Consider the following 24,988-nt stretch of genomic DNA (forward strand, 5'->3'; position numbering starts at 1 on the left):
CCTCAAGGAGTCCTTCACGGACCTTGGTCAGCCCAGGGCGGCCAGCATTCCGCGCACTGAGGTCGGCCAGGCGAATTCCTCGGCACGAGCCCGCGCGGCCGCTCGGCGCAGCTCCTCCGGGCTGTCCAGCAACCCGGTCACCGCACTGGCGAACGCGGGTGCGTCGTCATCGACCGCCGCCCCGCAGCCGGGACGCACGATCTCCCGCAGCGCGGACGACGCCGAAACCACCACCGGCGTCCCCGAAGCAAGCGCCTCCAACGCGGCCAGCCCGAACGTCTCATGCGGTCCCGGAGCCAGCGAAACGTCCGCGCTGGCCAGCAACCGAGCCACCTCGCCGCGTCCGGACAGGAACCCGAGGAACGTCACCGGCAACCCCCGGGCCCGCCGCTCCAACGCCCGTCGCCGCGGCCCGTCCCCCGCGATCACCAGCCGTACCCGTGCCCCGGACTCGGTCAGCTCGGCGACCGTATCCACGCTCCGCTCAACGTGTTTCTCCGGCGACAACCGACCACAATGGACAATCAACGCGTCCGCGCCACCGGCCAACGCCAACCGCCAGCCCGAATCACGCATCGACGGCGCGAAGGTCGCCAGATCCACGCCCAGCGGCACCCGCCGGACGTTCGGCGCGGCGATCCGCTCGAACTCCGCATGCGCGAACGCCGTAGTACACACAACCGTGTCGTACGACGCCGCCATCCGCCGGTTGGCGGCATCCGCGACGTGCCGGGCCATCGTCCCCGGCAAGAGAAACTGCTCCAGCAACCGGTCCAGCCGCTCGTGCGAGATCACCATGCTGGGCACCCCGTTCCGGCGAGCCCAGACGCCCATCCCTCGCAGCGTCAGCCGGTCGGACACCTCCAGCCGGTCCGGCTCCAGGCGGCGCAGCACCGCGCGGACCCGGCGCGGATCGACCGCGCGATAGCCGCCAGTGCACGGAATCTGCAAGGCGGGCAACGAATACCGGCGCACCCCGGTCGGCAGGGTTTCCACCGCGTACCGCGGCCCCGGCACGACGAGCGTCACCCGGTGCCCGCTCGCGACGTATCCCGCGCCGAGGTGGTTCAGCGCGGTCCGCAGCCCGCCGGACCGCGGTCCGTAGAAGTTCGCCAGCTGGACGATGTGCATGGCTCAAGCCGCACGCGCGACTCGGCCCTGTACCGCTTCGTAGTGCCCGACCAGCTCCCGGCACACCGCGGGCCACGTCCGGCCCAAGACCACTTTCCGCGCCTTCTCGCCCAGCCGCGCGCGCAACGCCGCGTCACGGAGGTCATCGACCTTCGACACCAGCGCCGGGCCGAACGATTCGCGATCGGCGGGCAGCAGGTAGCCGGTCCGGCCCGGCAGCACGAGGTCCTTGGGCCCGCCCGCGTCCGGCGCGAGCACCGGCAGCCCGGACGCCATCGCCTCCTGCACCGCTTGGCAGAACGTCTCATGCGGGCCGGTGTGCACGAAGACGTCCAAGCTCGCGTACGCGACCGACAGCTCGTCGCCGTACTTCGCGCCGAGGAAAGCCGCGCCAGGCAACCGTTCCCGCAACGCCGGCAGCTCCGGCCCGTCGCCGATGACGACCACGCGTATGCCCGGCATCCCGGCCAGCACGGTCAGCCGGTCGACCTCCTTCTCCGGCGCGAGCCGTCCGACGAAGCCGACGAGCAGCTCGCCGTTCGGCGCGAGTTCCGCACGCAGCGCCGGGTCCGCGTGCGCCGGGGAAAACCGGCTGATGTCCACGCCGCGCGCCCAGCGGTGCACGCGCGGAACCCCGTGCAGCTTCAGCTGTTCGATCGAGTCCGACGACGGCGCGAGCGTCCGGTCGGCCCGCGAGTGCAGGCGGCGCACCCAGCGCCACGCCGCCCGCGCGCCGATGCCGAAGCCGTACGACGTGGCGAATCCGGCGATGTCGGTCTGGTAGACGGCGATCGACGGCACCCGGAGCCGTCTGGCCGCGGCGAGCCCGCGTGCGCCGACCACGAACGGCGAAGCCAGATGCACGACGTCCGGGCCGAAATCGGCCAGCGCGGTCAGCACGGTGCGCGTCGGCAGGCCGATCGGCAGCGAGTGCACGCCGGGGAAATCCAGCGCCGGAATGCGGACGACCGGGGCGCCGCGGTAACTCGCCGGGCCCGGCCCCGGCGCGACGACCAGCACGTCGTGCGCGGATTCGACCAGGTGCTCGACGACCCGCAGCACGGAGTTCGTCACGCCGTTCACCTGGGGCAGGAAACTTTCGGTGACTATGGCGACTCGCACCGCGTCACTGTCGCAAAACCGCAGGCAGGGCGGGCCAATCCCGCGTAACTGACCGGCCAACGGTGGCGAAACACTCCGCAGCGTCCGCGTCCGGGCGCCGACCGTCGAAGAATTCGCGACGACATGTCATCTTCCGGTCGTGTCCCGGACACCAGGAACACCCAGACTAAGCAGGCATGACCCTCTTGTCCTCCAGGCCGTCGCGGCCCGTGGAACCCGGGCTGCTCTCCAAGGCACTCGAGGTCGCCGGGCGGCTGGCGAACGACGCGACCGACGTGATCACCGCGACCGCGGGCCGCGGCGCGCACCCGGCGACGCTCGATTCGCCATTCGACTGGGTCACCGACACCGACCGGATCCTGGAACGGCACACCCGCCGCGTGCTGACCGCGGAGTTCCCCGGAATCCCGGTGGTCGGCCACGAATTCGGCGCCGACCACGGCGCGGACGTCGCGGAGTACCGCTGGGTGGTCGACTCGGTGGACGGCACCGCGAACTACGTCGCCGGAGTGCCGTGGTGCGCCTACAGCCTCGCCCTGGTCGACGCGAGCGGGCCCGTGGTGGGCGTGGTCGCGGACCCGTACCGGGCGCAGATCTACGCCGCCGCCCGCGGCCGGGGCGCGCGGGCCAACGGGAAACCGCTGAAGCTGGTCGACCGGGCCGGTACGGCAGGGGCGATCGTCTGCACGGAGCTGGCGCGCAAGGGCCCGTGGCCAGGGATGGGCGAGTTCATCGAACGAGCGGCGGCCGCGCATGCCGGGGTGCGGGTGCTGGGCTCGGCGGCGTTGTCGATCGCGCAGGTCGCACTAGGCCACGCGGCCGCGGCGGTGCTGCACAGCTACCACGAATGGGACGTGGCGGGCTCGGTCGCGATGGCGATCGAGGCCGGGGCGGTGGTGCTGGACAAGCACGGGGAGGACACCGCGTTGCCTACGGACGGGCTGCTGGTGGCTGCTCCGGGGGTCGCGGACGAGGTGCTCGGCTGGTGGCAGGAAACGGCTGCCGTCGGCACCTGAGGTCCCCCGTGCCAGGACTCAAGGCGGGCTAAGAGTGCGGTTCAGCCCCCCATGCGCCCAGGACGAAGGGATCGCGCGGCTCTTACTAGGCCAGGGACTTGAGCCGGGCGGCCGCACACCGGCTGGACCATCCACAAAGGACGCCAGAACCGGCGATGTGCCCGTTTCATGCCCGGAGGTCCGTGAGGGGAACCCTGGGGGAATCAGAGTCCCTCAGGGTTCCCCTCACGGACGACCAAACCCGCACCAGTCGGCCCGCCACGAGCGGCCCCGGCCCTGGCCAGCTCAGTCCGCCAGCCGTGTCGGCCTGGGCGGACACCACTCGGCCGCACCCATAACGCCGCCTTGAGTCCCTGGCATGGGAATCCAGGTCCGTGAAGGGGCCCTTCACGGACTTGCCGGGTCACGAGCGTCAAGCCTTCGCGGGCACCGGCTCCGGAGCAGGCGCGGACCGGTCCCGCTTGATCAGCCGGCGCAGCCACCACAGCGACGGTCCCGCGACCAGCCACGTGATCAGCACCGTCATCCCCACCGGCAGCAGCGTCAACGTCGCCGTCCGGCCCGCGACCCTCGTCAGGTCCGGGTTGGTCGCGTCGTACTCGATCGCCACCAGCTGACCGGCGCCGAGACCCGACGGGTACAGCACCCCGGTGGCCGGACTGTGCACGATGCCGTCCGGGGTCTGGTACTGGATGATCGTGCGGTCGAACGCCACCGACTCCACCGTCGCGTTCGCCGTGCCCAGATGCGCTTCGATCGCGCTGTCGTTGCGGAACGCGGCGAACACGAGACTGACGCACATCACTGTGAGCAGCACAGCTACGCCCAACACGGCGAACCACGCGATCCGCCGCGCCTTCACACTCCTGGCTGCCACACTGAGAGTTTAGTCGGGTGCGCCGACCAGCTCGGCACTCGGCAGCCAGTGCGCCCGGTAAAGCACGTGAAAGCAGTATGTGTTCACCAGCGCTCCAGCCGACCAATGCAGCTCCGAACACGCATGGTGCGGCGATTCCTCGCCGGGAGCCGAACCCGGGGCACGGAACGCGAGGTCGAAGAAGTACTCCGCGGTGAACCGGAAGACCGCCGCGCTGCCGGTCAGGAACATCGTGTCGGCGTGGATCCGGTCGTACAGCCGGTCCCGGGTCCGCCAGTGCGGCCACTCCGCCGGACGCCGATCAGCCGGGATTCGCACCGTGTGCGGGCGGGCCGGGCCAAGCGCCGCCCTCAGCCGCGGCCAGTGCGAGGCCCGCAGTTGCGCGGTGTGCTGGCTCAGCACGAGATCCAGCGGACGACCTGGGTACTCCGGCTCAGCGGGAGTCCGGCCAGCGCGCAACAGCAGATGGATGACCGTGTGCCGGGACCGCGCGGCCAGCAGCCACAGCACCCCGATCCGGTACGCCGCGCGGCGGTCGACGCACATTTGCGGATACCGGTCGTTTTCGTACAACACCGCGGTATCCAGCCCAGGATCAGGGCGCAGCACCCGCCACTCCCGGCCGTCGAGCCGGGCGTGGCGGAGCTGCGCCCGCACTTTCATGGCCACCGAATCCTCCTTCAGAGAGCGGAACTCTCCAGGATCCCGCAGCCACGCAAGCGAATTAGTGCTCGCCAGCCTCCGCCAGCGCACGGTGGTTCGCCTGGATCTGGTCCCAGCCCTTCGGCTTCGCGGGCTTCGCATGCGCTGCGAGCGCCGTGACCGTCCCATTAGGACCGACCGAGGGCTTCCCCAACGTGTACAGCCAGGTCTGGAACAGCTCCTGCAGCGGCTTGCCCGACACCTTCTCCGCGAGCGCCACGAACTCCGGGATCACCGCCGCCTTACCGGCCTTCGCCGCCTGCCACTGCTGAAGGATCGCGAAGAACGCCTCGTCGCCGACCTTGGTGCGCAACGCCTGCACGGCCATCGCGCCCCGGTCGTACACCGCGCGGTCGAACTGCTTCGGCTCGCTCGGGTCGCCCGGCAGGACCTGCCAGAACGGGTCGTCGGCGGCGTAGGAGTCGTACGCGTACTGCGCGAGTTCCGCGGTCGTGCCCTCGCCCTGGTGCTCGGTCCACAGGTACTCGGCGTAGGACGCGAAGCCCTCGTTGAGCCAGATGTCGCTCCACTTGCCCAGCGAGACGCTGTCGCCGAACCACTGGTGTGCGTTCTCGTGCGCGATCAGCGTCGTGTTGGCGCCGGCGGCGAAGTTGCGCGCGCCGTAGGTCGGCCGGGTCTGGTTCTCCAGCGAGAAGGTGATCCCGCTGGTCACGACGCCGCCCTCGGCCTCGAACGGATACGGCCCGAACTGCGACGCCAGGAACTCGTTAACCTCCGGCGTCCGCTCCACGCTCGCCTTGGCCGCGTCGAGGGATGCCCCGAGGTCCGAGCCGTAGGCGGTGATGAACGGCTTGCCGTCCGGCGTCGTGGACTGGACCACGTCGTACTTGCCGACGATGAACGACGTCAGGTAGGTCGCCTGCGGCTGGGTGCTGCGCCAGTTCCACCGCGTCCAGCCAGCACGCTTCTTGGTCTTGCGGACCAGCGTGCCGTTCGTGATGGCGGAGAGGCCGTCCGGTGCCTCGATCGACACGTCGTAGGTCGCTTTGTCGGTGGGGTGGTCGTTGGAGGGGAACCACCACTGCGCGCTCTGCGGCTCGTCGACGCCCAGCGCGCCGAAAGCGCCCTTCTTCCACGTGTTCAGTCCGCCGACCTTCTCCGTCGACGGGCTGTCGGAGTAGCTCACGACGACCGTCGCGGACTGGCCCTTGAGCAGCGGCTGCGCCGGGGTGATCACCAGCTCGCCGTCGCCGTTCTGGTTCGCGAACTGCGCCGGCCGGTTGTTCACCAGCACCTTCGACGCCTTGAGCGCGAAGTCCAGGTCAAACCGCGAAAGGTCCTGCGTCGCGGTGACCAGCAGCGTCGTGGTGCCCGACAGGACGTCGGTCTCCGGCTGGTAGCTCACGCGGATGTCGTAGTGCTGCACATCGGTGCCGCCGTTGCCGGCGTTGGGGTAGTACGGGTCGCCGACGCCCGGCGAGCCCGGTGCCGGTACTGCCGAAGCGGTGCCAGCCAGCAGCACCGTCGCGACTCCAGCCGCAACCGCCCCGATCCCGGCCCGAGTTCTCGATCGCATTGTTCCTCCAAGGTGGGCAATGCGACCGAACGTATCCACGCGGGCGCCCCGCAGATACGTCCGAACGACGGGTTCTTACCCACTGGGAAGATCATCCGGACTCGGCGATCCACCACGCGATGGCGATCGGAATGCCGTACAGGATCGGGCCCGCGTACAGCCCCGGCCACGGCCCCCAGCCGCGCCGCACGGCCAGCCCGGCCATCGCGAACGACCCGGCGATCGCGGCGAACCAGCCGACCCACGGCAGCGAGGCGACCGCCTGCTGCCCGGCCGCGCTGCAGATGGCCCGGCTGTCCCCGCTGAAGCAGCTGTCGCTGGCCATCACCAGGAACGACGAGAAATACGAGCACACCAGCCCGACCAGGGCCAGCGCCGCCACCGCCGCGCTGAACCAGGCCCACCGGCCGCGCGGGCGCAGGTCCGCCTCGTTCAAGAAATCCCCCATTTTTCACCGGCACCCGCCGGTCAGACCGTCCCGACCGCTTCCGCGACCGCGGACTTCAGCCGCGAGTGGAGATTCCGGTGCTGCGCCCGGTCGACCCGGACCTCGACCACCCGCAGGCCCGGTGCCGGCCGCAGCGCGGCACGGAATTCTTCGACCGTCTCCGCCACGACGTGCGGCACCCGGTAGCCCGCGCAGAGCGCGCCCAGATCCGCGCCGTGCGGGGTGCCGAAGACGCGCTCGAAGCTCGCCGAGTGTTCCGGCGCGCCCTGCTCCAGCAGCGAGAAAATGCCACCGCCGTCGTCGTTCAGCACCACGATCGTCAGGTCCGGCAGCTGCTCCGCGGGCCCGGTGAGCAGGCCGGACGCGTCGTGCAGGAACGTCAGGTCGCCGAGCAGCGCGTACGACGGCGCGCGGTGCACCGTGGCCGCGCCGATGGCCGTCGACACCGTGCCGTCGATCCCCGCGACGCCGCGGTTTCGGTGCACCAGAACGTCTGGACGCAGCCGTCCGGCCAGCGCGACATCGCGCGTCGGGTTCGACGAACCGACCACCAGCAGCGCGCCTTCCGGCAGCGCGTCGACCAGCTCAGCGGCCACCCGCACGCCGCTCGGCCACGGCTCGGCGGCCAGCGCCGTGGAAACGGCCTGGCTGGCGGCCGCGTCCGCGCGCTGCCAGCTCGCGAGCCACTCCGGATCGGCGGGCTTCGTCGGTTCGGCAAACCACTGGCCGACCTGGCGGACGTTGTGCGCGGGAGCCGGCCAGTCCGAATCCGGACGCACCAGCAGCACCTCGACCTCGGGGTCCGACAGCACCTTCTGCACCTGCCGGAACACCGTCGGACGGCCGAGGCACAGCACCTGCTCGGGACGGTGCCGCGAGATGAATTCTTCGACGCCGAGCAGCCAAGCGCCGGACGACATCGCGGTCGCGCCGGACAGGCCAAGCCCGCCGGTCTCCGAAACCACCGGCCAGCCGTGCTGTTCGGCCCATTCGCTGGCCGCCTGCGCACCGGTGTCGCACGCGATCACCAGGCCGTGCCGCGCCGAGGGCACCACGAACGAGGGCAGCGCGCCGAAGTCCGGCAGCTCGGTCCAGCGCTCGCCGTCCGGGCGGCCTTCGAGCGATTCGTACCACTCGCCGTCATCGTCGAGGTCCGGCACCAGCGGCTCGCGGAACGGGATGTTCAGGTGCACCGGACCGCAGCGCCATTCGCCGTACGCGGCGTTCCACGCGCGGCAGATCTGGCTGCGCCAGTAGGAGTTCTGCCCGGCCCGGCGTTCGGCGACGGCCAGCTCGTCGAAGTAGCGGACCGCGTCGCCGTACAGCTCGTACTGGTTGATCACCTGGCTCGCGCCCGCGGAACGCAGCTCCGGCGGACGGTCGGCGGTGAGCACGATCAGCGGCACGCCCGCGCGGTCGGCTTCCAGCACGGCCGGGTGGAAGTTCGCCGCCGCGGTGCCGGAGGTGCAGACCACTGCCGCCGGACGGCCGGTGCGCGCCGCGATGCCGAGCGCGAGGAAGGCAGCGCCCCGTTCGTCGATGCGGACGTGCAGCTTCAGCCGTCCCGAGGCGGCCGCGTCGTAAAGCGCGATCGACAGCGGCGCGTTGCGAGATCCTGGACACAGCACCACATGCGAAACGGTGTTGCGGACGAGTTCGTCGACGATGACCCTGGCCTGCGCGGTGGACGGGTTCACCGGCGGACCTCCGCGTGAGCGCCGTCCGGCTGGCCCTCGTCGGAGGCGGCATCAGGCACCGCGATCATGTCCACAGGTCCTATTCTCCCAAACGTGGATGACGCCCGAGTTTCCGAGCTGTTCGACCCCGCCGCCTGGTCCGAGGTCGAAGGGTTCTCCTTCACCGACATCACCTACCACCGTTCGCGCGAGGCCCGCTCAGGCAAACGGGTGGTCCGGATCGCTTTCGACCGTCCGGAGGTCCGCAACGCCTTCCGCCCGCACACCGTCGACGAGCTGTACCGGGCGCTCGACCACGCCCGGATGAGTTCGGACGTCGGGTGCGTCCTGCTCACCGGCAACGGCCCGTCGCCCAAGGACGGCGGCTGGGCGTTCTGCTCCGGCGGTGACCAGCGTATTCGCGGACGGTCCGGGTATCAGTACGCGAGCGGGGAGACCTCCGACACGGTCGACCCGGCGCGGGCCGGGCGGCTGCACATCCTCGAGGTGCAGCGGTTGATCCGTTTTATGCCGAAACCCGTGGTCGCCGTAGTGCCCGGATGGGCCGCGGGCGGCGGGCACTCGCTGCACGTCGTGTGCGATCTCACCCTCGCCTCGGCCGAGCACGCGCGGTTCAAGCAGACCGACGCGGACGTCGGCTCGTTCGACGCGGGCTACGGCTCGGCCGGTCTCGCCCGGCAGGTCGGGCAGAAATTCGCGCGGGAGATCTTCTTCCTCGGCCGCGACTACACCGCCGAGCAGATGCACCGGATGGGCGCGGTCAACGAGGTCGTGCCGCACGCCGAACTGGAGCGGGTCGCGCTCGAATGGGGCTGGACGATCGTCGGCAAGTCGCCGACCGCGCAGCGGATGCTGAAGTACGCGTTCAACGCGATCGACGACGGGCTCGTCGGACAGCAGCTGTTCGCCGGCGAAACCACCCGGCTGGCGTACATGCAGGACGAGGCCGTCGAGGGGCGCGACGCGTTCCTGGAAAAGCGCGACCCGGACTGGACCGACTACCCGTACTACTACTGACCTCGTGAGTGTTTATCGCGGTTAGAACCGCGATAAACACTCACGACACCCCTGCGGAAGGCCCCCCGGTGCACGTTTCCTGGCTAGACGGCAGCCCCCATGCCCTGGCCGCCCTAGACACAGCCCTAGCCGCCGCCCTAAACGGCGGCCCCGCCGTGCTCCCCCTGAACTCCGCCGACCCGTCGGCCCCGGCCCTGCTCGAAGCCATGGCCCCGGACCGCCCGGCCGAACCGGACACCGCCGTGGTGATCGCCACCTCGGGATCCACCGGCGCACCGAAAGGCGTGCTGCTCTCCCCGCGCGCGCTCACCGCGTCCGCGACGGCCACGCACGCCCGGCTCGGCGGCCCCGGACACTGGCTGCTCGCCACGCCCGCGCACTACATCGGCGGCCTGCAGGTCCTGATCCGCGCGCGGCTGGCGGGTACGAAACCGGCGTTCCTGACCGGCACCGGCTTCCGCCCGGACGAGTTCGCCGCCGCGGCCGCGCCGGTGCTGGCGGAGAACGGCCCGCGCTACACCGCGCTCGTGCCGACCCAGCTAGTCCGGCTCCTCGACGACGGCGGCGCGGGCCTGGCCGCCGCGAGGGCGTTCGACGGGATCATCCTGGGCGCTGCAGCCACCTCGCCGAAGCTGCGTGCGCAGGCGGCGGAGGAGGGCGTGCGGATCGTCCCCTCGTACGGGATGAGCGAGACCGCCAGCGGCTGCGTCTACGACGGCGTTCCGCTCGACGGCGTCCGCGTGGAGCCCGACGCCGACGAGCGGCTGTGGATCTCCGGCCCGGTCCTGTCACACGGCTACCGGCTCGCCCCGGAACTCACCGCGGAGTCGTTCCAGGACGGCTCTTTTCGTACCTCCGACCGCGGCCGGGTGCTGCCCGACGGCCGGATCGAGGTGCTCGGGCGCGCGGACGACGTGATCAACACCGGCGGGGTCAAGGTCTCCGCCGCCGCGATCGAACGCCTGCTCGGCGCCCAGCCCGGGGTGCGGGACGCCTGTGTCGTCGGCCTCCCCGATCCCCAGTGGGGCGAGGCGGTGGTCGCGATGGTGGTGGCTTCGGCGGACGAGGCCACGCTGCGCGCCGCCGTCCGGGCGGAACTGGGTGCTGCTGCCACCCCGAAACGCATCGAGTTCGTGAGCGAGTTGCCCCTGCGCGGCCCGGGCAAGATCGACCGCCAGGCAGTGCGGTCCCGGCTCGTCCGTGAGGGGAACCCTGAGGGACTCTGATTCCCTCAGGGTGGCCCTCACAGACCTCCAAGCGGCTTAGGTTCCTGGCATGGGGCTCGGAGTCCTTCACAGCTTTTGACCGGGTACCGAACGGGTGAAGATCGCATGGCGTTGAATGGACCCCATGGCGACAGTCAGTGAGTGGATCGAAGGCGCGCGGCCGAGGACGCTGCCGAACGCGATCGCCCCGGTCGTGGCCGGCGTCGGAGCGGCGATCGCGCTCGACGCGTTCTCCTGGTGGCGTTCGCTGCTCGCGTTGCTGGTCGCGCTGTCGCTGATCATCGGCGTGAACTTCGCCAACGACTACTCCGACGGCATCCGCGGCACCGACGAGCACCGCGTCGGCCCGCTGCGGCTCGTCGGCTCCGGCGCGGCGAACCCGAAGGCCGTGCTCCGCGCCGCGCTGACCTCCCTTGGCCTGGCCGGCGTGCTGGGCCTGGCACTCGTCGCGTTGAGCGGATACTGGTGGCTGCTCGCGATGGGCGCGCTGTGCATCCTCGGCGCGTGGTTCTACACCGGCGGCAAAAAGCCTTACGGCTACTACGGTCTTGGCGAAATCGCGGTCTTCGTGTTCTTCGGCCTGGCCGGGGTCCTCGGTACGGTTTACGTGCAGGCTGGCCGCGTCAGCTGGGACGCGCTGGGCTGTGCCGTGGCGGTCGGCTCGTTCTCGATGGCCGTGCTGGTGGCGAACAACCTTCGCGACATCCCCACCGACATCGAGTCCGGCAAGCACACCCTCGCGACCCGCATGGGCGACGGCGGCACCCGAAAGCTGTACCTGACCCTGGTGACGGTGCCGTACGCGCTCACCGTGCTGATGGGGATCTGGCACCCGCTGCTGTTCATCTCGTTCGTGACCGCACCACTGCTGCTGAAGCCGATCAAGGCCGTCGGCGGGGGCGGCAAGGGCCGGGAGCTGATCCCGGCCCTGCGCGACACCGGCATGGCGATGCTGGCCTGGGCCGTGCTGAGCGCGGTCGCCCTGGCGATCTAGCGGCCCGCCGCGATCGCCTGCCACTCCACGAACTCCGCCAGCCCGTGCGAGCCGTACTCGCGGCCGACTCCGCTGGCCTTGAACCCGCCGAACGGCGCGTTTCCGTGTCGCGGCGCGCCGTTGACGTGGAACGTGCCCGTGCGCACCGCCCGCGCGATCTCGGCGCCGTGCTCCGCGTCCGCTGTCCATACCCCGCCGCTGAGGCCGTAGTCGGAGTCGTTCGCGAGCCGGATCGCCTCCGCCTCGGTGTCGAACGGGATCACCACGAGCACCGGCCCGAAGATCTCCTCGCGCGCGATCCGCATGTCGTTCGCGACGTCGGCGAACACCGTCGGACGCACGTAAAACCCGTTCGCCAGCTCAGGATCCGCGAACGGCTCCGCCCCGCCCGCCGCGATCCGCGCGCCCTCCTCGACGCCTAGCCGCAGGTACGAACGCACACGCTCGTACTGGTCCTGCCGCACGATCGGCCCGACGAACGTGTCCGGCTTCGCCGGGTCCCCGACCACGAGCCCGTCGGCCATCTCCGCCAGCGCGGTCACGACCTCGGCGTACCGCTCGCGCGCCACGAGAATCCGCGTGTGGGCCACGCACATCTCGCCGTTGTTGGCGAACGTCGCGCCGCGGATCCCCTCGGCGACGGTCTTCGGGTCCGCGTCCGCGAGCACGATCGCGGCGGACTTCCCGCCCAGCTCCAGCCCCACCCGCTTGAGCTGCTGCCCGGCGAGCGACGCGATCCGCCGCCCGGCCGTCGTCGAGCCGGTGAACGAGATCTTGTCCACGCCGGGGTGCGTCACCAGGTGCTCGCTCACGTCGCGGTCAGCCGCGAACACGCTCACCACGCCCTCGGGGAAACCGGCCCGCTCGAAGATTTCCGCCAGCACCATCGCGTCGAGCGCGGTTTCCGGCGCGGCCTTCAGCAGCACGGGATTGCCCGCCAGCAGCGCCGGAATCAGCTTCACCAGCGCGGCCGAATGCGGCGAGTTCCACGGGATCACCGCCGCCACCACTCCGACCGGCACGGCGCGCACGATCGTCCGGTTGCCCGCCTCGTCGGTCAGCGTCTCCTCCCAGGAGAACTCGCGCGCCGTCTTGAGCCAGCCGGCCGTGCGCTCCGGGAGGTTGTGCTGCGTCCAGCCGGTGAACCAGCTCGGCGAGCCGTTCTCCGCGGTGATCAGCTCGGCGATTTCGTCCGCCCGGGCGGCGTGCAGTTCGTTGAACCGCTCGACCAGGCGCACCCGCTCGGCCAGCGGAGTTCTCCCCCACGGTTCGAGCGCCCGGCGTGCCGCCGCCACCGCGCGGTCGACGTCGGCCGCCGAGGCCTTCGGCGCGACACCCACCAGCGCCCGGTCGTGCGGCGAGCGGATTTCGAAGGTGTCGGTCGTCGCGGGCCCGGTCCAGCGGCCGCCGAGGAAAAGCTGGTCGTAAGTGCGCATCGGGATCTCCTGCCGAGGTTAACGGAACACTGCTCTCTTCGGTCTCGAAGCTAACAGCGCACTGTTCTTTTATCAAGAGAGCAGTGTCCTGTTACACTCGCGGCGTGCCCGAGTTCCAGCGCGCCCGCAGCCCTGAGCAGGTGGAAGCCCGCCGCGAGGCGATCCTCGACACGGCGGAGCAGCTGATGACGGAGTCGTCCGTCAGCGAGGTCAGCATGCGCGAATTGGCCCGCCGGGTAGGCCTGTCGGCGTCGAACGTCGCGCGCTACTTCCCCACCCGCGAGGCCGTCTACCTGGAGGTGCTCGACCGTGCCCGCGGCGCATGGCTCGACTCGCTCGCCCTCGACGGCGATCTTTCAGAGGTCGCCGCGGCCCTCGCCCGTTCACTGGCGACGCGGCCGGTGCTGTGCGAGCTGATCAGCGTGCTGGCGAACGTGCTGGAGCGGAACGTTTCGGTGGAGATCGCGCGGGATTACAAGCTGCGGTCGGCGAAGCACAACGCCCGCACCGCCGACCTGCTGCGCGCCGCGCTGCCGGGCCTTTCCGACGAGACCGCGCTAGAACTGTCGGCCGCGATCTTCATGTTCACCGCGGGAATGTGGCCGCTGGCGCACCCGAACGAAGCCGTCCGGGAAGCCATCGAGGACCCCCGCCTGTCCGGCTCCCGCATCGACTTCGAGGACCGGTTGCGCCGGCTGATCGTCGTGCTGGCGCTGGGCTACCAGGACGCTAGGCGTCGAACCGGCCAGTGAGCAGGAATTCGTCGAACCGCGCCCGGTACGGCGCGAGGTCGATCCCCTGCTCGCCCAGCCAATCGTCTGAGTAATACGTGTTCGCGTACCGCTCGCCGCCGTCGCACAGCAGCGTCACCACCGAACCCGCTTGGCCGTCTGCCAGCATCCGCGAGATCAGCTGGAACGCGCCGTACAGGTTGGTCCCGGTCGAACCGCCCGCCCAGTGCCCGGTGCGCTCCCGCAGCAGCCGGATCGCGGCCAGCGAACCGGCGTCGGGCACCTGGAACATCTCGTCGATCACGCCGGGCACGAACGACGGTTCGCAGCGCGGCCGTCCGATGCCCTCGATCCGCGACGGCATCCCGGTCGCGTAGTCCGCCGCGCCGGTTTCCCAAGCGCCGTAAAAGGACGAGTTTTCCGGGTCCACCACGCAGATCTTCGTGGTGTGCCGCTTGTACCGGACGTAGCGGCCGAACGTCGCGCTCGTCCCGCCAGTGCCCGCGCCGACGACGATCCACGACGGCACCGGATGGCGTTCGGCGCGCATCTGCGCGAACACCGATTCGGCGATGTTGTTGTTGCCGCGCCAGTCCGTCGCGCGCTCGGCGTAGGTGAACTGGTCGAGGTAATGCCCGTTGCACTCGGCGGCCAGCCGCTCAGCCTCCGGATACATCGCCGGGGCCGCGTCGACGTAGTGGCACTCGCCGCCGTAAAACTCGATGAGCGCGATCTTTTCCTTGCTGGTCCGCCGCGGCACGACGGTCACGAACCGCAGGCCGAGCATCCGCGCGAAGTACGCCTCGGACACCGCGGTCGATCCGCTGGACGCCTCGACCAGCACGGTGTCCGGGCCGATGTGCCCGTTGACCAGGCCGTACAGGATCAGCGAGCGCGCCAGCCGGTGCTTGAGCGAGCCGGTCGGATGCACCGACTCGTCCTTCAGGTAAAGGTCGATGCCCCATTCCGGTGGCAGCGGGAAGACGTGCAGGTGCGTGTCGGCGCTGCGGTTGGCGTCGGCCTCGATGATGCGGACGGCTTCGCGGACCCAGGCCCGGCTGTGCGGTTTGCTCATGCCGCGGAATCGTCGGCCGAGGTCTCGCCGCGCAGCTGCGAGCGCAGCTGGGCACGAGCGCGCGCACGGGATTCGTTGCGCTTGGCCAGACCGGCCGTCACGCGCTGGTTCAGGCCACGCAGAAGCAGCAGGCCGAGCGGGAGGCCGACGACGAGGCCGATCAGCAAGGAGACCAGCAGCGGCACGCCGACCAGCGACAACACGACCGCGACCGCGGCCACGAGGGCGAACCGCGCGATCAAGTACACCGTCAGGTCACGGGGCAGGTGGTCCGGTGTCTCGCTCACACCGAAACAGGCTACGCCCCGGTCGCCGGGTCTTCGTCCAGGCCCGCGTTGTTGGGGCGGCCCTCGAACCGGGTGGAGAGCACCACCGTCGTATTGGTGCGGCCGACGCCGGGGATGCGGCGCAACCGGCCGAGGCTGATCTCCAGCTCGTCCACCGTCGAAACCCGCACCTTTACTACGAAGGCCTCGTCGCCGGCGACCGCGTAACAGCTCTCCACCTCGGGCAATTCGCCGAGCGCGGTCGCGACGTCCTCGTCGGTGGCGGTGTCGGTGGGATGAATGCCGACCAGCGCGGTGACGCCGAGGCCGACCGTGTTCGGGTCGACCATCGCGTGGTACCCGGTGATCACCCCGGCCGCTTCGAGCTTGCCGACGCGTTCGTGCACCGACGACGCGGAGAGCCCCACCGTCCGGCCGAGGTCGGCGTAGGTAGCGCGGCCGTTGGCCCGCAGCTCGGCGATGATCTTCCGGTCCAGCTGATCCACTGGCTCATTATGCGGCGCGCGCCCGCGACCGGCTCATCCCGGTAGGTCCCGGATTGTCTCGTGCGTCACAGCAACCTCGCCGCCGGACGCCGCCGAAACGTGGCCTTTGCCTGTCCTTTACCCAGATCGCGGCGCATCCGGTGAGAAAATGCCTGGTCAGCGAGGCGCGAACGGGCCCTGAGCGATCCTGAGAATCTGCTGAGTTATGTCCCTTTTGCACTTTAAGGGCTCTTTACCCAAGGACAACCGTTCGAGTACCCGACGGGTGAAGTGCCACGATTGCGGCGTTGGCCACCCGGGCGCGACGGGCGAAATCGCCCGATGCCCCCGGTATAGCAAGTTGGGCGTTAAGGAGGCGGAAAATGACCGCAACCATGGGCGGACGGTTGCTCACCCCGGGTGAGGTGGCCGCTCTGTTCCGGGTGGACCCGAAGACCGTGACCCGCTGGGCCACCGCGGGCCGGATCGGTTCGATCCGGACCCCCGGCGGACACCGCAGGTTCCGCGAGTCCGAGGTGAACGACCTGCTGGCCGAACTCACCACGGACGCGAGCGAGCCGACCCGCAAGATCTGAACCGCGGGTTTCACACGCCGAAGGGTCGTGACTGGCAAGGGGCTTCTCCTTGCCGGTCACGACCCTTCGCCGCGTCCGGGGGCGGCCCGCTCCCCCCGATCCGGCCGGATTGCGGCTAACCTGGGGGGCCAGCACGACGGAAGGACCCCCGGGCATGATTCCTTTGCTCGCAGCGGTGGGCGCGATCACCATCGCCGTTCTGTTGTGGCGGGCGCTAGGCGCGCAGCGGATCAGCGTCCCGCAGCGCCGCCCGGCCGTCGCTCCCGATGACGATCCCGAATTCCTGCGCAAGCTCTCAGAACAGCAGCGCAAGCGCCCAGACGACGAGTCCTGACCCGGCCGCGGCTCAGCGGTACTGCTGTCCGCTGAACCCGTCCGCCACGGTCGCCGCCAGCTCCAGCAGCGCCAGCCGGGTATCCCCGCCAAGCCGCTCCAGCTCGATCTCCGCGCCCTCCTCCAGATGCGCGTCGAACGGGATCCGGCACACCGACCGGACCTTCGCGCCGAAGTGCGCGGCCAGCTTGTCCAGATCGACCGAACTGCCCTTGGGCCGCACCGAGTTGATCACCACGACCGAGCGTTTCACCAGGTCGCCGTACCCGTGCGCCTCCAGCCAGTCCAACGTCGCCGACGCACTGCGCGCCCCGTCGACCGACCCGGACGACACCACCACCAGCGAATCCGCGACGTCGAGGACGCCCTTCATCGCCGAGTGCATCAGACCGGTCCCGCAGTCGGTGAGCACGATGTTGTAGAAGTGCTCCAGCAGGTTCACCGTGCGCCGGTAGTCGTTCTCGGAGAACGCCTCCGACACCGCCGGATCCTGTTCGCTCGCAAGGATTTCCAGCCGGCTGGAGCCCTGCGACGTGTACGACCGGACGTCGCTGTAGCGGGTGATCTTGTCCGCGTCCCGCAGCAGATGGCGCACGGTCGCGGTGGTCTCGATGGCGATCTTCTGCGACAGCGTCCCGCGGTCCGGGTTCGCGTCCACCGCCACCACGCGGTCGCCGCGCAGGGACGCGAAGGTCGCACCGAGCGTGGTCGTGGTCGTGGTCTTGCCGACGCCGCCCTTGAGGCTCAGCATCGCGATCTTGTAGCACCCGCGCAGCGGCTGGTTGACCCGCGCGATCAGCTCGCGCCGGCGCGTGTCCGCGGGGCTCTCGCCCGGGTTGACCAGCTTGCCGGTGCCGCGATAGAGCACCTTGCGCCAGCCCGACTGCGGCGTCCGCTTCTGCTGCTTCACCAGGTGCGCGGTGGCCAGTTCGTCCGCCCCGGCTGCGGGCTGCGGAAGCCCCTGCGCCGCGGGGGCCGGAGCGGCACCGGGGGCGGGAACGGCACCAGGAGCCGGAACCGGCGTGCCAGCCGGAGCCGCCGGCTGCTGGTACCCGCCCGGCGCGGCGTGCTGCGGCTGGTGCCCTGGCGGCTGCAGCGGCGGCAGGTTCTGGTCGTAGTGCGGCTGGTATCCGCCCGGCTGCGGCAGCGGCTGGTACGCGCCCTGCGGCGGCGGGTCGACGACCTGCGTCGGCTGCGCGTCGTACGGTCCGGTGCCGGGGTGCGGCGTCGAATCGGTGCGTTCCTCGGAGAACATGGCAGCCGGTTCCTGGGCCTGCTCGGACTGCTGTTCCCCGGCAGTCTCTTCACTGGGTCCGGTCACCGTTGCCAACCTCCCGGGTACGTCGAAGGGCCCCTGGCGACGACGGTAGTCGCCCGGGGCCCGGTCCGGGTGGCGGACCCCCGGCTCAGCTCACTCCGGCGTAGGAATGCAGTCCGACGGTCACCAGGTTGACGAAGAACAGGTTGAAGATCGTCGCCGCGAACCCGACGATGTTGATCACCGCCGCGCGCTTGCCGCGCCAGCCCGCGGTGGCGCGGGAGTGCAGATACGCCGCGTAGATGACCCACGCGATGAAGGCGACGGTCTCCTTCGGGTCCCAGCCCCAGAACCGGCCCCACGCGGCCTCGGCCCACACCGCGCCGCACAGCACGCCAAAGGTGAAGATCGGGAACGCGACGATGGTGGCCCGGTAGGCGATCCGGTCGAGCACGTCGGCGGCGGGCAGCTTCGGGCCGAAGCGGGCGAACTTGGCCGGGTCGCGGTCGTGCGCGGTGCGGAAGAGGTACAGCACGCTCGCCACGCCGGGCACCAGGAACACGCCGGAGCCGATGATCGCGGCGGACACGTGGATCACGAGCCAGTACGACTGCAGCGCGGGCACGACCGGCGCGGCCACCGTGTACAGCATCGTGCCGTTGACGAACATCAGGATCACGACGGGCAGCAGCAGGAAGCCGGTGAGGTGGCGGACCGGGAACTTCTTGATCACCACGAGCCAGGCGACGACGGTGATGAAGGTGACCGCCATGCCGTACTCGTACATGTTGCCCCACGGCGCGCGGTGCACCGCGAATCCGCGCAGCACGATCGCCGACAGCTGCAGCAGCGCGCCGAGCACGAGCAGCGCCGCGCCCATCCGGCCGATCCGCTCCGCGCGGCCGACCGCACGCGGGGCCTCCGGCTCGACCGGCGCGTCGCCGTCCTCGATCGAGGAGGACTCCGGCCCGCCCGCGCCGACCAGCACGCGCTGGCGGCTGCGCTCGGCGGCGAGGCGGCCCTTGGCCCCGAACGCCTGCTCGAAGAGCGTGAACAGCAGCGCCAGCACGTAAATCGCCACTGTCGTCGTGTACAGCAGGTCGCTGTACTGCGAGAGAGTCTCGTTGATTTCCATGCCTCAGCTGCCCTTCCGGCCCGTGACCAGCTGTTCGCTGATCCGCTGGAATTCCTCGCCGTATCCGGCTTGATCCGTGCGCGCGAGCCCCGCGACCTCGATCACGGTACTCGTGTCCTCGTCCTTGCCCGGCCGCACCCGCACCCACACGCGCCGCCGCTTGACCAGCAGCGATGCCCCGAGCCCGGCGAACATCACGATCGCGAAGCCGAGCACGAAGCCCTGCGTCGGATCGTGCGAGATCTGCAGGTTGACCCATTTGTTGACGCCGTCGAAGCGCACCTTGGTGCCGTCGTCGAGCGTCACTTCCTGGCCGATCGCGAGGTTCTTGCGCGCGACCCGCTTGAGCCGTCCGTCTTGGATGCGGGACTGGTCGACCGAGAACACCGACTGGCCGCGGCCCGCGTCGAGACCGAGGTCGCCGCGCAGCACGTCGACCGCCACCATCGGGTTGTTCAGCTGCGGCGCGGTCGAGGTGAGCACGCCGCCGTGGATGAACGACGACGGCGCGAACAGGCCGGTGATCGCGAGCTGCTTGGTGCGCCGCTGGACCTCGTCGGTGACGCCGGGCTGGTCGAACTTCGTCGCGCCCTCGGACAGCATCGTCGCCGGGTTGCTGTACATCCACTGGGTGTTCTGGGTGCGCTTCTCCCCGTTCGGGAAGGTCACCGTGAACTGCGGCGAATAGCCGTTGCCCAGCAGGTAAACCCGGTCGCCGACGGTCCGCAGCGGCTCGTTGACCTCGAGGTCGTACGGCTTCCACGTGCCGGTCTGCAGGTCCTCGCCGGACTGGTACTCGATGTGCGAGTGGTAGTAGTCGGCCTGGTTGGTCGCGGTGTAGCGGGCGGTGAAGTCGTTGACCTTCACGCAGAACGGGTCGAGGTCGGTGCCGTCGACGCGCAGGCCCGCCTCGAACGAGTCGTAGTTGTAGATCCCCGAATTGCAGAACTGGCCGCCGTTGGCCTGCACGATGACCTGGCCCTCGTAGCTGAACAGCTTGCCGAGGGCGAAGAAAACGATCAGGCCGAGCATGCCGAAATGGAAGAGCAGGTTGCCGGTCTCGCGCAGGTACCCGCGTTCGGCCGACACGCTGAACCCGCCGCCGTCCTCCTCGCGCTCGATGCGCCGCCAGCCGGACAGCTGCTTGCGCACGTCCTCGCGGACCGTCTCCGGCGTGCGCGCGGTGCGGGCGATCCGGTGGTGCGGCATGCGCGCGAGCTTGCGCGGCGTCAGCACCGGCTTCGCCCGCATCTGCTTGACGTACTCGAAGCTGCGCGGCGTGAGGCAGCCGATCAGCGAGATCATCAGCAGGATGTAGATCGCGGAGAACCAGACGCTGGAGTAGACGTCGTAGAACTCCAGCTTGTCGAGCAGCGAACCCCACCAGCCGTGCGCGCTGATGTACTCGTCGACCTTCGGCGCGTTCAGCCGACGCTGCGGCAGCAGCGCGCCGGGCAGCGCGGCGAGCGCCAGCAGGAACAGCAGCACCAGCGCGGTGCGCATGGACGTCAGGCCGCGCCAGGTGTTGCGCAGGAAGGCCAGCACCTGCTTGGCCGCGGACGGCCGGTACGGCTTCGGGTTCTTCGGAGGCGCTTCGGTAGTGGTCACAATGGCAGCTCGAGATCGGAGGCGACGGAGTTGCGGAGCCAGCCCATGACGTCTCCCCACAGCCCGGTGACCAGCAGGATGCCGACCACCATCAGCAGCGCCCCGCCGAAAATCTGCACGCGGCGGCCGTTGCGGCGGAGCCAGTCGGTGGCGCGCACGGCCCAGCGGGCGCCGAGCGCGATCAGCAGGAACGGGACGCCGAGGCCGAGGCAGTACACGAGCACCAGCACGTACCCGCGGACCGCGGCCCCGCCGGTGGCGCTGGCGAGGCTGGTGACGGCCGAGAGCGTCGGCCCGATGCACGGCGTCCAGCCGAGCCCGAACACCGCGCCGAGCACCGGCGCGCCCCACAGCCCGCCGCCGGGCACGTGGTGCGAACGGACCTCGCGCTGCAGTCCCGGGATCCAGCCGAGGAAGACCAGGCTCATCAGGATGGTGAGGATGCCGCCGATGCGCTGCAGCAAGTCCTCGTTGACCAGCAAGGTGTTCGCGAGCCAGACCAGCGTGCCCATGGTCGCGACGAACACCACGGTGAACCCGAGCACGAACAGGCCCGCCGCGCCGAGGACGGCGTAGCGGCCCTTCTTGCGCTCCTCGCCGTCGCGCACCGCCGGGGCGTCTGCGCCGACGAGAGCCGCGAGGTAGGCGAGGTACCCGGGCACGAGCGGCACCACGCACGGCGACGCGAACGAGATGGCCCCGGCCACCAGCGCTACCCCCGCGGCCAGCAGCAGCGGCCCGGAGAGCGCCAGCTCGGACACGGAGTTCACGGACTTGAGAGTAGGCAGTGAGCTGGACGTGAGGCGGGCGGGGCCTGCGCACAGGACCTACGCCACAGCCGGGCCGGGACCTTGGTCCTGCCTCGTGAGTGGCAATCACGGTTCTAACCGCGATTGCCACTCACGAGGTCACTTCTCCGCGCTGAGCCGCTGCACCACCGGAACCAGGTCCGACGCCAGCACCTGCCGCAGGAACACCGCCGCCACCCGGTGCTGTTTGTCCAGAACCAGCGTCGACGGGATGATGTTGCGCGGGTATCCGGCCAGCTGCAGCAGCACACGCCCGGACGGGTCCCAGATCGACGGGTACGTGAGGCCGCGGTCGCGCACGAAGTCCTGAGCCACGTCGCGCGCCGGGTCGCGCACGTCGAGGCCGATCACCTGGGCGCCGAGCGGGGCCATCTGCTTGCTCGCCGTCTCCAGCTCGGGCGCCTCGGCGCGGCACGGGCCGCACCACTGGCCCCACAGGTTGATCACCAGCGCCTTGCCGGGGAAGTCCGCGATCGAGAGCTGTTTGCCCTCGTGCATCAGGTCGTCGCCGGCCAGTGTCGGGGCCTGTTGCCGCTCGTTCACCGGATACGTGATGTCGACCTTGCCGCCGGGCGACACGAAGGTGAAGGTGCCGCCCGAGACGACCGCGTCCTTGCCTGCCGAGCAGCCGGTCACGACCAGCGCGGCGGCCAGCAGTACCCCGAGCAGCCGCCGTTTCATGCGCCCGTCACCTTGGGATCGGTGGTGCCCGCGGGTTCGCTGTAGACGATCTCCAGCAGCTCTTCGCCGTCGAACACCAGGCTGGTGAGCGACGCGAGCGAGCACTGTCGCTGTCGCGGGTCGTGCCACAGCCGCTTCGCCTCCAAGAAGCGGCGAAGCGTCCAGATCGGCAGCTGGTGCGACACGCACAGCGCTTCGCGCCCTTCGGCCTTTACGCGCGCACGGTGCACCGCGCCGAGCATGCGGTGTGCGATCTCGACGTACGGCTCGCCCCACGACGGCTTGAACGGATTCACCAAGTGCGGCCACGCTTTCGGCTGCCGCAGCGCTCCGTCGCCCACAGCCACGCGCTGGCCCTCGAAGACGTTCGCCGCTTCGATGAGACCGCCGTCGGTGGCGATGTCGAGACGGTGTGCGCCCGCGATCGGCGCGGCAGTCTCCTGTGCGCGCTGAAGCGGCGAAGCGACGACGTACGCGAGGTCGTGCCCAGCCACTGCTTCGGCGACAGTGAGCGCCTGACGCTGTCCACGCTCCGACAGCCGGAAGTTCGGCAGCCGCCCGTAGAGGATCTTCTCCGGGTTGTGGACCTCGCCGTGCCGCAGCATGTGCACAACCGTGGTCACGGGCGAACCGCCTCAGCCGCCGCGCGCGCCGCAGCCGGCAACGCGGCTTCGATGACGCCGAACGCTTCGTCGTCCATCGCGGCGTTCACGAACCACGCCTCGTACGCGCTCGGCGGCGGGTACACGCCCGCTTCGAGCAGCGCGTGGAAGAACGCCGGGAAACGCCACGTCTCGGCGGCCTGCGCATCCACGTAGTTGCGTACGGGCTTGTCGGTGAAGAAGACGCTCACCAGGTTGCCCGCGAACTGCACAGTGTGCGTGACACCCGCTTCGCTGAGCGCCTTGTCGAAAAGCCCGCCGAGGCGCTGGGCGTTGGCGTCGAGCTTCGCGTACACAGCGTCGTCGGCTTCACGCAGCGCGGTGAGACCGGCGGCGACCGCGACCGGGTTCCCGGACAACGTGCCCGCCTGATAGACGGGACCGCCGGGCGCGAGCTTCGCCATGATGTCCGCGCGACCGCCGAACGCCGCCGCGGGCAGCCCGCCGGACATCACCTTGCCGAACGTGTAGAGGTCGCCGGCCACGCCTTCGAGGCCGAACCAGCCAGCGCGCGAGACGCGGAAGCCGGTCATCACCTCGTCCATGATCAGCAGCGCGCCGTTCTCGTGCGCGAGGTCACGCAGTGCGGCGTTGAAGCCGGGGTCCGGCGGCACCGCGCCCATGTTGCCCGCGGCTGCTTCGGTGATCACCGCGGCGATCTGGCCGTCGTTCTCCGCGAAGGACTTCCGGAGCGCGTCAAGATCGTTGTACGGCAACACAATGGTGTCCGCGGCCTGCGCGCCGGTGACGCCCGGCGAAGTCGGCAGGCCGAGCGTCGCGACGCCGGAGCCGGCTTCGGCGAGCAGCGCGTCGACGTGGCCGTGATAACAGCCGGCGAACTTGATGATCTTGGCGCGGCCGGTGAAACCGCGGGCCAGCCGGATGGCGCTCATCGTGGCTTCGGTGCCGGAGTTGACCAGCCGGACCTGCTCGACCGGGGCGACCCGGCCGATGATCTCCTCGGCCAGTTCGACCTCGCCGATGGTCGGCGTGCCGAAGGAAAGCCCGTGCTCCGCGGCCGCGCGGGCGGCGGCCACCACCTTGGGGTGCGCGTGCCCGAGGATCATCGGGCCCCACGACGAGACGAGGTCGACGTAGCGGTTGCCGTCGGCGTCCCACAGGTGCGGGCCCTCGCCGCGGACCATGAACCGAGGCGTGCCGCCGACCGAGTTGAAGGCGCGCACCGGCGAGTTCACCCCGCCCGGAACGGCTGCCTTGGCGCGTGCGAACCATGCTTTGGACTGCTCGGTGCCAGTGCTCACCGTCCCAGTCTTGCAAATCCTCCGTTCGGGTGTCGGCGGCGCCCAAGCTGCCACCCGTTTGCCACCCGGCACACCGGCCTTGCCCCTCTTAGGATGGGCGCGCATGGACGGGGCGAGCCATGGAGGAGACGTGACGGCGCCCACACACCGTCGGAACCCGTGGCTGATGCTCGCGGTGTTCTTCGGGCTGGTCGGCGTCATCGCACTGGTGGGCGCGCTGGCCGCGACGACCGCGCCGGACGCCTACAACCGGTACGTGCTGCCGGAGTGGGCCCCGCCCTCGTCCCTGTTCAGTCCGGTGTGGACGGTCCTGTACGTCGTGCTCGCCTTCGCCGGCTGGACTTATTGGCGCACCGACGGCGAGAACCAGGGCTTCGCCGCGTACGGCATCGGCCTGCTGTTCAACCTGATGTGGATCTCGCTGTTCTTCGCCGGCGGCTCCACGCAGGTCGCGTGCGTGGACATCGTGCTGCTCGATTTCACCGTGATCGTCACGATCGCGCTCTTCTACCGCCGTTCCCGCATCGCCGCCCTGCTGCTCCTGCCGTATCTGGCGTGGCTGCTCTACACGACCGCGCTGAACGTCGCGATCATCGCGCTCAACGACGTTCCCTAGCGGCCCGGCCGGGTTGCGGCGACCGGCGCTCTGTCCGAAGTGGACACATGCGCCCCGCCGAACGCCGCATGGGTCCACGCACCACCGGCGAACGCCAGCGCCAGCAGGAGCAGCCCGGCGAGCACGAGCGTCAGCTTGCTGAACGGTCGCGCGACCTGCTTCAGCTCAGCGGTCAGATCCCCGTCGACGGCGGGCTCGGCGATGAGGTCTTCCGGGGAGCGCGCGGGCTCTTCTGGAGGAACGGGCTGGGTGGTCGACGCGGACATGA

General features: G+C 70.2%; 27 protein-coding genes. 8 read left to right on the top strand and 19 right to left on the bottom strand.

Features of this window, described 5'->3' with window-relative positions:
* Positions 1-27 precede the first annotated feature (27 nt).
* Positions 28-1,131 (bottom strand): glycosyltransferase, encoded by a 1,104-nt coding sequence (locus ACFSVL_RS06095; RefSeq protein WP_378301221.1) that lies wholly within the window; start codon positions 1,129-1,131, stop codon positions 28-30.
* A 3-nt stretch (positions 1,132-1,134) separates the two neighbouring features.
* Positions 1,135-2,205 carry a glycosyltransferase family 4 protein gene (locus tag ACFSVL_RS06100; RefSeq protein ID WP_378301223.1) on the bottom strand — a complete coding sequence of 357 codons (1,071 nt, stop codon included), beginning with the start codon at positions 2,203-2,205 and terminating at the stop codon, positions 1,135-1,137.
* 224 nt (positions 2,206-2,429) lie between these two features.
* On the opposite strand from ACFSVL_RS06100, the gene ACFSVL_RS06105 reads away from it, so the two are divergent.
* On the top strand, positions 2,430-3,269 hold the full coding sequence (locus tag ACFSVL_RS06105; RefSeq protein WP_378301225.1) for an inositol monophosphatase family protein: 840 nt from the start codon (positions 2,430-2,432) through the stop codon (positions 3,267-3,269).
* 412 nt (positions 3,270-3,681) lie between these two features.
* Here ACFSVL_RS06105 and ACFSVL_RS06110 read toward each other — a convergent pair whose 3' ends face one another.
* From ACFSVL_RS06110 to menD, 5 genes are all read right to left on the bottom strand, one after another.
* Positions 3,682-4,071, bottom strand: coding sequence for a DUF3592 domain-containing protein (locus ACFSVL_RS06110; RefSeq protein WP_449224367.1), 390 nt, complete (start codon positions 4,069-4,071; stop codon positions 3,682-3,684).
* 84 nt (positions 4,072-4,155) lie between these two features.
* Positions 4,156-4,815, bottom strand: a complete 660-nt coding sequence (locus ACFSVL_RS06115; protein WP_378301229.1) for a hypothetical protein — start codon at positions 4,813-4,815, stop codon at positions 4,156-4,158.
* A 55-nt stretch (positions 4,816-4,870) separates the two neighbouring features.
* Complete coding sequence (locus ACFSVL_RS06120) at positions 4,871-6,385, bottom strand: M1 family metallopeptidase (RefSeq protein WP_378301231.1); 1,515 nt, start codon at positions 6,383-6,385, stop codon at positions 4,871-4,873.
* 91 nt (positions 6,386-6,476) lie between these two features.
* Positions 6,477-6,833, bottom strand: coding sequence for a hypothetical protein (locus ACFSVL_RS06125; protein WP_378301233.1), 357 nt, complete (start codon positions 6,831-6,833; stop codon positions 6,477-6,479).
* 20 nt (positions 6,834-6,853) lie between these two features.
* The gene (gene menD, locus ACFSVL_RS06130; protein ID WP_378301235.1) at positions 6,854-8,530 is read right to left on the bottom strand and encodes a 2-succinyl-5-enolpyruvyl-6-hydroxy-3-cyclohexene-1-carboxylic-acid synthase; all 1,677 of its coding nucleotides are present in this window, start codon (positions 8,528-8,530) and stop codon (positions 6,854-6,856) included.
* A gap of 93 nt (positions 8,531-8,623) precedes the next feature.
* Between menD and ACFSVL_RS06135 the strand changes: the two genes are divergently transcribed.
* The 3 genes from ACFSVL_RS06135 to ACFSVL_RS06145 all read left to right on the top strand — a co-directional run bounded on the left by ACFSVL_RS06135 (position 8,624) and on the right by ACFSVL_RS06145 (position 11,767).
* Positions 8,624-9,547 (top strand): 1,4-dihydroxy-2-naphthoyl-CoA synthase, encoded by a 924-nt coding sequence (locus ACFSVL_RS06135; protein WP_378301236.1) that lies wholly within the window; start codon positions 8,624-8,626, stop codon positions 9,545-9,547.
* Positions 9,548-9,615: 68 nt separating this feature from the next.
* Positions 9,616-10,773, top strand: coding sequence for an o-succinylbenzoate--CoA ligase (gene menE / locus ACFSVL_RS06140; RefSeq protein WP_378301238.1), 1,158 nt, complete (start codon positions 9,616-9,618; stop codon positions 10,771-10,773).
* Between the two features lie 124 nt (positions 10,774-10,897).
* The gene (locus ACFSVL_RS06145) at positions 10,898-11,767 is read left to right on the top strand and encodes a 1,4-dihydroxy-2-naphthoate polyprenyltransferase (RefSeq protein WP_378301240.1); all 870 of its coding nucleotides are present in this window, start codon (positions 10,898-10,900) and stop codon (positions 11,765-11,767) included.
* On the opposite strand, the gene ACFSVL_RS06150 is transcribed toward ACFSVL_RS06145, so the two are convergent.
* Positions 11,764-13,203 (bottom strand): aldehyde dehydrogenase family protein, encoded by a 1,440-nt coding sequence (locus tag ACFSVL_RS06150; RefSeq protein ID WP_378301242.1) that lies wholly within the window; start codon positions 13,201-13,203, stop codon positions 11,764-11,766. The two genes, ACFSVL_RS06145 and ACFSVL_RS06150, sit on opposite strands and share 4 nt — an antisense overlap.
* A gap of 104 nt (positions 13,204-13,307) precedes the next feature.
* Between ACFSVL_RS06150 and ACFSVL_RS06155 the strand changes: the two genes are divergently transcribed.
* Positions 13,308-13,955 carry a TetR family transcriptional regulator gene (locus ACFSVL_RS06155; protein WP_378301244.1) on the top strand — a complete coding sequence of 216 codons (648 nt, stop codon included), beginning with the start codon at positions 13,308-13,310 and terminating at the stop codon, positions 13,953-13,955.
* Here ACFSVL_RS06155 and ACFSVL_RS06160 read toward each other — a convergent pair.
* Genes ACFSVL_RS06160 through ACFSVL_RS06170 form a run of 3 tightly spaced genes read right to left on the bottom strand, consistent with a single transcriptional unit; the run spans position 13,933 to position 15,781 of the window.
* Positions 13,933-15,009, bottom strand: a complete 1,077-nt coding sequence (locus ACFSVL_RS06160) for a PLP-dependent cysteine synthase family protein (RefSeq protein ID WP_378301245.1) — start codon at positions 15,007-15,009, stop codon at positions 13,933-13,935. The two genes, ACFSVL_RS06155 and ACFSVL_RS06160, sit on opposite strands and share 23 nt — an antisense overlap.
* On the bottom strand, positions 15,006-15,296 hold the full coding sequence (locus tag ACFSVL_RS06165) for a DUF4229 domain-containing protein (RefSeq protein ID WP_378301247.1): 291 nt from the start codon (positions 15,294-15,296) through the stop codon (positions 15,006-15,008). The genes ACFSVL_RS06160 and ACFSVL_RS06165 overlap by 4 nt, the downstream gene beginning before the upstream one ends.
* An 11-nt stretch (positions 15,297-15,307) precedes the next feature.
* The gene (locus ACFSVL_RS06170; protein ID WP_378301249.1) at positions 15,308-15,781 is read right to left on the bottom strand and encodes an Lrp/AsnC family transcriptional regulator; all 474 of its coding nucleotides are present in this window, start codon (positions 15,779-15,781) and stop codon (positions 15,308-15,310) included.
* A 362-nt stretch (positions 15,782-16,143) separates the two neighbouring features.
* On the opposite strand from ACFSVL_RS06170, the gene ACFSVL_RS06175 reads away from it, so the two are divergent.
* Together ACFSVL_RS06175 and ACFSVL_RS06180 are read left to right on the top strand one after the other, a co-directional pair.
* Entirely contained in the window at positions 16,144-16,356 is a 213-nt protein-coding gene (locus ACFSVL_RS06175) for a BldC family transcriptional regulator (protein WP_009072010.1), read from the top strand.
* A 154-nt stretch (positions 16,357-16,510) separates the two neighbouring features.
* Entirely contained in the window at positions 16,511-16,690 is a 180-nt protein-coding gene (locus ACFSVL_RS06180) for a hypothetical protein (RefSeq protein ID WP_378301252.1), read from the top strand.
* Positions 16,691-16,702: 12 nt separating this feature from the next.
* On the opposite strand, the gene ACFSVL_RS06185 is transcribed toward ACFSVL_RS06180, so the two are convergent.
* The 7 genes from ACFSVL_RS06185 to hemL form a co-directional block, all read right to left on the bottom strand.
* On the bottom strand, positions 16,703-18,010 hold the full coding sequence (locus tag ACFSVL_RS06185; RefSeq protein WP_378301253.1) for a MinD/ParA family ATP-binding protein: 1,308 nt from the start codon (positions 18,008-18,010) through the stop codon (positions 16,703-16,705).
* Between the two features lie 85 nt (positions 18,011-18,095).
* Complete coding sequence (ccsB, locus tag ACFSVL_RS06190; protein WP_378301255.1) at positions 18,096-19,082, bottom strand: c-type cytochrome biogenesis protein CcsB; 987 nt, start codon at positions 19,080-19,082, stop codon at positions 18,096-18,098.
* Positions 19,083-19,085: 3 nt separating this feature from the next.
* Positions 19,086-20,690, bottom strand: a complete 1,605-nt coding sequence (resB, locus tag ACFSVL_RS06195) for a cytochrome c biogenesis protein ResB (RefSeq protein WP_378301257.1) — start codon at positions 20,688-20,690, stop codon at positions 19,086-19,088.
* Positions 20,687-21,460, bottom strand: a complete 774-nt coding sequence (locus tag ACFSVL_RS06200; protein WP_378301259.1) for a cytochrome c biogenesis CcdA family protein — start codon at positions 21,458-21,460, stop codon at positions 20,687-20,689. Before ACFSVL_RS06200 ends, resB begins: the two co-directional genes overlap by 4 nt.
* Positions 21,461-21,598: 138 nt before the next feature.
* Entirely contained in the window at positions 21,599-22,180 is a 582-nt protein-coding gene (locus ACFSVL_RS06205; protein WP_378301261.1) for a TlpA family protein disulfide reductase, read from the bottom strand.
* Complete coding sequence (locus ACFSVL_RS06210) at positions 22,177-22,803, bottom strand: histidine phosphatase family protein (protein ID WP_378301263.1); 627 nt, start codon at positions 22,801-22,803, stop codon at positions 22,177-22,179. The genes ACFSVL_RS06205 and ACFSVL_RS06210 overlap by 4 nt, the downstream gene beginning before the upstream one ends.
* Positions 22,800-24,104 (bottom strand): glutamate-1-semialdehyde 2,1-aminomutase, encoded by a 1,305-nt coding sequence (hemL, locus tag ACFSVL_RS06215; protein ID WP_378301265.1) that lies wholly within the window; start codon positions 24,102-24,104, stop codon positions 22,800-22,802. Before hemL ends, ACFSVL_RS06210 begins: the two co-directional genes overlap by 4 nt.
* Before the next feature lie 130 nt (positions 24,105-24,234).
* On the opposite strand from hemL, the gene ACFSVL_RS06220 reads away from it, so the two are divergent.
* The gene (locus ACFSVL_RS06220; RefSeq protein ID WP_378301267.1) at positions 24,235-24,720 is read left to right on the top strand and encodes a TspO/MBR family protein; all 486 of its coding nucleotides are present in this window, start codon (positions 24,235-24,237) and stop codon (positions 24,718-24,720) included.
* Here ACFSVL_RS06220 and ACFSVL_RS06225 read toward each other — a convergent pair.
* Complete coding sequence (locus ACFSVL_RS06225; RefSeq protein WP_378301269.1) at positions 24,717-24,986, bottom strand: hypothetical protein; 270 nt, start codon at positions 24,984-24,986, stop codon at positions 24,717-24,719. The genes ACFSVL_RS06220 and ACFSVL_RS06225 overlap by 4 nt on opposite strands.
* Positions 24,987-24,988: the final 2 nt, after the last annotated feature.

Source organism: Amycolatopsis silviterrae (assembly GCF_042684085.1).
GTDB classification, from domain to species: domain Bacteria; phylum Actinomycetota; class Actinomycetes; order Mycobacteriales; family Pseudonocardiaceae; genus Amycolatopsis; species Amycolatopsis silviterrae.

Excerpts from the sequence above, each read along its gene's own strand:
- ACFSVL_RS06095 (WP_378301221.1), bottom strand. The coding sequence starts at position 1,131 with ATGCACATCGTCCAGCTGGCGAACTTCTACGGACCGCGGTCCGGCGGG.
- ACFSVL_RS06105 (WP_378301225.1), top strand. The coding sequence starts at position 2,430 with ATGACCCTCTTGTCCTCCAGGCCGTCGCGGCCCGTGGAACCCGGGCTG.
- ACFSVL_RS06110 (WP_449224367.1), bottom strand. The coding sequence starts at position 4,071 with ATGTGCGTCAGTCTCGTGTTCGCCGCGTTCCGCAACGACAGCGCGATC.
- ACFSVL_RS06120 (WP_378301231.1), bottom strand. The coding sequence starts at position 6,385 with ATGCGATCGAGAACTCGGGCCGGGATCGGGGCGGTTGCGGCTGGAGTC.
- ACFSVL_RS06125 (WP_378301233.1), bottom strand. The coding sequence starts at position 6,833 with ATGGGGGATTTCTTGAACGAGGCGGACCTGCGCCCGCGCGGCCGGTGG.
- ACFSVL_RS06145 (WP_378301240.1), top strand. The coding sequence starts at position 10,898 with ATGGCGACAGTCAGTGAGTGGATCGAAGGCGCGCGGCCGAGGACGCTG.
- ACFSVL_RS06150 (WP_378301242.1), bottom strand. The coding sequence starts at position 13,203 with ATGCGCACTTACGACCAGCTTTTCCTCGGCGGCCGCTGGACCGGGCCC.
- ACFSVL_RS06160 (WP_378301245.1), bottom strand. The coding sequence starts at position 15,009 with ATGAGCAAACCGCACAGCCGGGCCTGGGTCCGCGAAGCCGTCCGCATC.
- ACFSVL_RS06175 (WP_009072010.1), top strand. The coding sequence starts at position 16,144 with ATGACCGCAACCATGGGCGGACGGTTGCTCACCCCGGGTGAGGTGGCC.
- ACFSVL_RS06180 (WP_378301252.1), top strand. The coding sequence starts at position 16,511 with ATGATTCCTTTGCTCGCAGCGGTGGGCGCGATCACCATCGCCGTTCTG.
- ccsB (WP_378301255.1), bottom strand. The coding sequence starts at position 19,082 with ATGGAAATCAACGAGACTCTCTCGCAGTACAGCGACCTGCTGTACACG.
- ACFSVL_RS06205 (WP_378301261.1), bottom strand. The coding sequence starts at position 22,180 with ATGAAACGGCGGCTGCTCGGGGTACTGCTGGCCGCCGCGCTGGTCGTG.
- ACFSVL_RS06225 (WP_378301269.1), bottom strand. The coding sequence starts at position 24,986 with ATGTCCGCGTCGACCACCCAGCCCGTTCCTCCAGAAGAGCCCGCGCGC.